The following is a 2,967-nucleotide window of genomic DNA, read 5'->3' on the forward strand; positions in this document are numbered from 1 at the left end:
GGCCTTCGAACCGGCCCCAGGTCAGCCAGTGGGTGTAAGCCCAGTCGAAGCCCAGATTGTTGGCCAGGATATGCGCCCGCACGTCGCCGTTCTTGGCGAGATAATCGCCAAAGTCGAAGTATTGGCCGCTGGCATTGCCGACGATGATGGTGTCGCCGTGCTTGCTGCCGAGCACGTTCTCGATGCTGATCAGGCGATCGCCCTGCGCCGCGGTGCCGGTGCTGCCACCGGCGAAGCCGGACGCCAGATCGAGATGAATCCAGCCGCCGCTGGCGGAGTAATCGGCCGTGTCCACGCCCGCGCCGCCGTTGAGCGTATCGGCGCCGAGGCTGCCGAGAATGGTGTCATCGCCGTTGCCGCCATTGGCCACGTCGTCTCCCGACCAGCCGTCGAGCACGTCGTTGCCCTCACCGCCATCCAGGACGTCGTTGCCGTGACCGCCATCGATCACATCGTTGCCGCTCGCGCCTTCGATGGTATCGTTGCCGTCGTTGCCGGATAGACGATCATCGCCGGCGCCGCCGAGAAGCGTGTCCTCGCCTCGTCCGCCGCTCAGGAAGTCCTTGCCGTCACCGCCGTCGAGACGGTCGTTGCCGTCGCCGCCGATGAGGCTGTCGTTGCCCGCTCCGCCGATCAGCGTGTCGTGGCCGAGACGGCCGTCGATCCTGTCGTTGCCGTCGCCGCCATCCATGGAGTCGTTGCCGGTAACATTGACGCCGTCCTTCGTGCCCGCCAGGCCATCGTCGAGGAGATCGTCGCCAGCGCCGCCATGGATCGTGTCGTCGCCATGGCCGCCATGCAGCGCGTCCTTGCCGTCGCCGCCATCGACCACATCGTTGCCGTCCTCACCGGACAGCAGATCGCTGTCGCCGCCGCCCGAGAGCGTGTCGTTGCCGGCACCGCCATAGAACACATCGAGGCCGCCGGCGCCGTGCATCACGTCATGGCCAGCCCCGCCGGCCTTGAGGCGGAGAGCCTTCTCGACACCTTTATGGATACCCGAGCCCGTGAAATCGACGGATTGGCGGTTAACCGTGCCGCCGTTCTCCGTCCAACCTTTCCAATCGGCATCGCCGATGGTCTGGATCTTCTCCCCGAGAACCGGAACGCCGTGCAGGCTCCAGTCCAGCACGCTGTCCCAAGCGTCCCTTACCCCGCCTTGACCATGAATGACATCCGGACGGCTTTGGGCTTCTCCCTCTGGAGGCTTAGTGCCAATGAAATCGGACCAATTACCGGCCCTGATCCGCATTCTCGCGAAACCATCATCACCGGAATACATAAAGCTTTCGTAGATCTGATGGAGTTCGCCGCCGACTTCTTCTAGAGACAGACGATACTTGTCTACTTCCTTCCATCCAGCCTCATCCATGCGGACAGCGATTTCCGAGCCATCTGCTTGGAAGGCCCTGATTATGAACTCTCCTGTATCCTGATCTCGTTCAAGTACAGGAACCCCCGCGCCTTCCTTGGCCTCGAGAAGCGTTCTTGTCGTCGTCGTCTCAGTCTGATTATCGTAAAACTTCAGTACTGCGCTACCGTTAGGGCCTAGTTCGTAGGTCCGAGTCCCTCCACTGAACTCAAACCCTGCATTATCCAAGGCAACGTATGTCCTCGATCCGTCAGCCCTATTCACAGAAAAAATGACAGTCCCGCTAGGCTCAACTACCATAACAGGCCGCTCGGATCCTTCCCTTCCTTCGATCAGAACTGTTTCTACTACCGTACCGTCTCCACCGATATACTTCTGGATGACGCTTCCATCAGATCGCGTCTCATGAAATATTCTCTCAGTAACAGCACGCGCAGAACTTTGCGTCATCGTCACCAGAACATAATTGCCATCCGGCAAGGTTGTTGTCGCATAAACGAAACCACCTTTATTAGTCGTCAAGGTTGATACTTGTCCGTCTTGTACGATCCCGATAATTTCGCGGGAATGATGCTGCCCATTCATATCAACTGAATGCTCGACAATGCGGCCGTCTTCGAGAAGGTCGTAATCGTAATCAATGCGATTGATAAGGCCGCCATCCTCTCTGAAGGTGGCAACTGTTTTAGTGTTGGCAGCTTCAGATGTAACGCTAACGACAGTTAAATTTCCCGTGTCAGGATCAATAAAGACGCTTGGCTTCGTCTTCCCCTCGCCGCCATGCACGAGCGTCACATCACGAACGTTTCCGTCCTGGTCCGTGATGCGCTGGAAGGCCCCGCCATCGGCTGTGTATTCCACCTTCGTGGACTTGGCCTCGACGACCTTGCCGTCCTTATCCAGTTTGACGACGGCAGTCGTGCCTTCTTTGGAATTGACCACCGATATCGTAACCGTTCCGTCGGGGTTTTCTTTGACCTTCACGCCGGGCTTCAAAGTGATCTGGACGACCTGCACCTCATTGCCAATTGTGGAACCACCATAAGTGATCTTGGCACCCGTGCCGTCAAAGTATCGGTTCATCTCCGCTTCGAGCCGCGACATGGATGTTCCACCACCAAAGTGAACGCTGGCCGCGGCCACGCCCTGCATGTCGGTGTACTGAACGATATGACCGTCCCAGTCGTTGCTCTTCACGTCGGCTCTCCAGGTTGGGGCTTCGCCCAAAGAATCTCTCAGGTGCCTGCGAGGCCTTCCTCGACCCGCATAACGGCACAGTTCCGCCTGGAGTGTTTTCAACGTCGGAGAGGCGTGACTACTCTCTGGTTAGAGAGGGTTCATATCTAAACCAAAGATATTTTCTGAAGATTCTAGCGTAAGATAGGCTGACGCTCGGTAAGAAACCTACTACTGGTCGCAGGCCTAGACCGTTCGGTCTATGTCATTTTGAGCAATGTACTTGAGATCAGGCGCGCTCTGATCTGGGAGACTACTACGCAAACAAGAAATGTAATCAAAATTACATTATGTCAATTCAGAGCGCGCTATGATCTTTTTGTTTCTTACCTGCTTGGTTGAGCGCAAATAAAGAAGGC

At 57.0% G+C, this 2,967-nt stretch carries 1 protein-coding gene; it reads right to left on the reverse strand.

Features of this window, described 5'->3' with window-relative positions; translation table 11 throughout:
• The coding region (locus tag MHY87_RS19010; protein ID WP_239354066.1) for a calcium-binding protein at window positions 1-2,569 on the reverse strand (2,569 nt) is incomplete at its 3' end.
• Window positions 2,570-2,967: the final 398 nt, after the last annotated feature.

The sequence above is a fragment of the Microvirga sp. ACRRW genome, assembly GCF_022346925.1.
Lineage (GTDB): Bacteria > Pseudomonadota > Alphaproteobacteria > Rhizobiales > Beijerinckiaceae > Microvirga.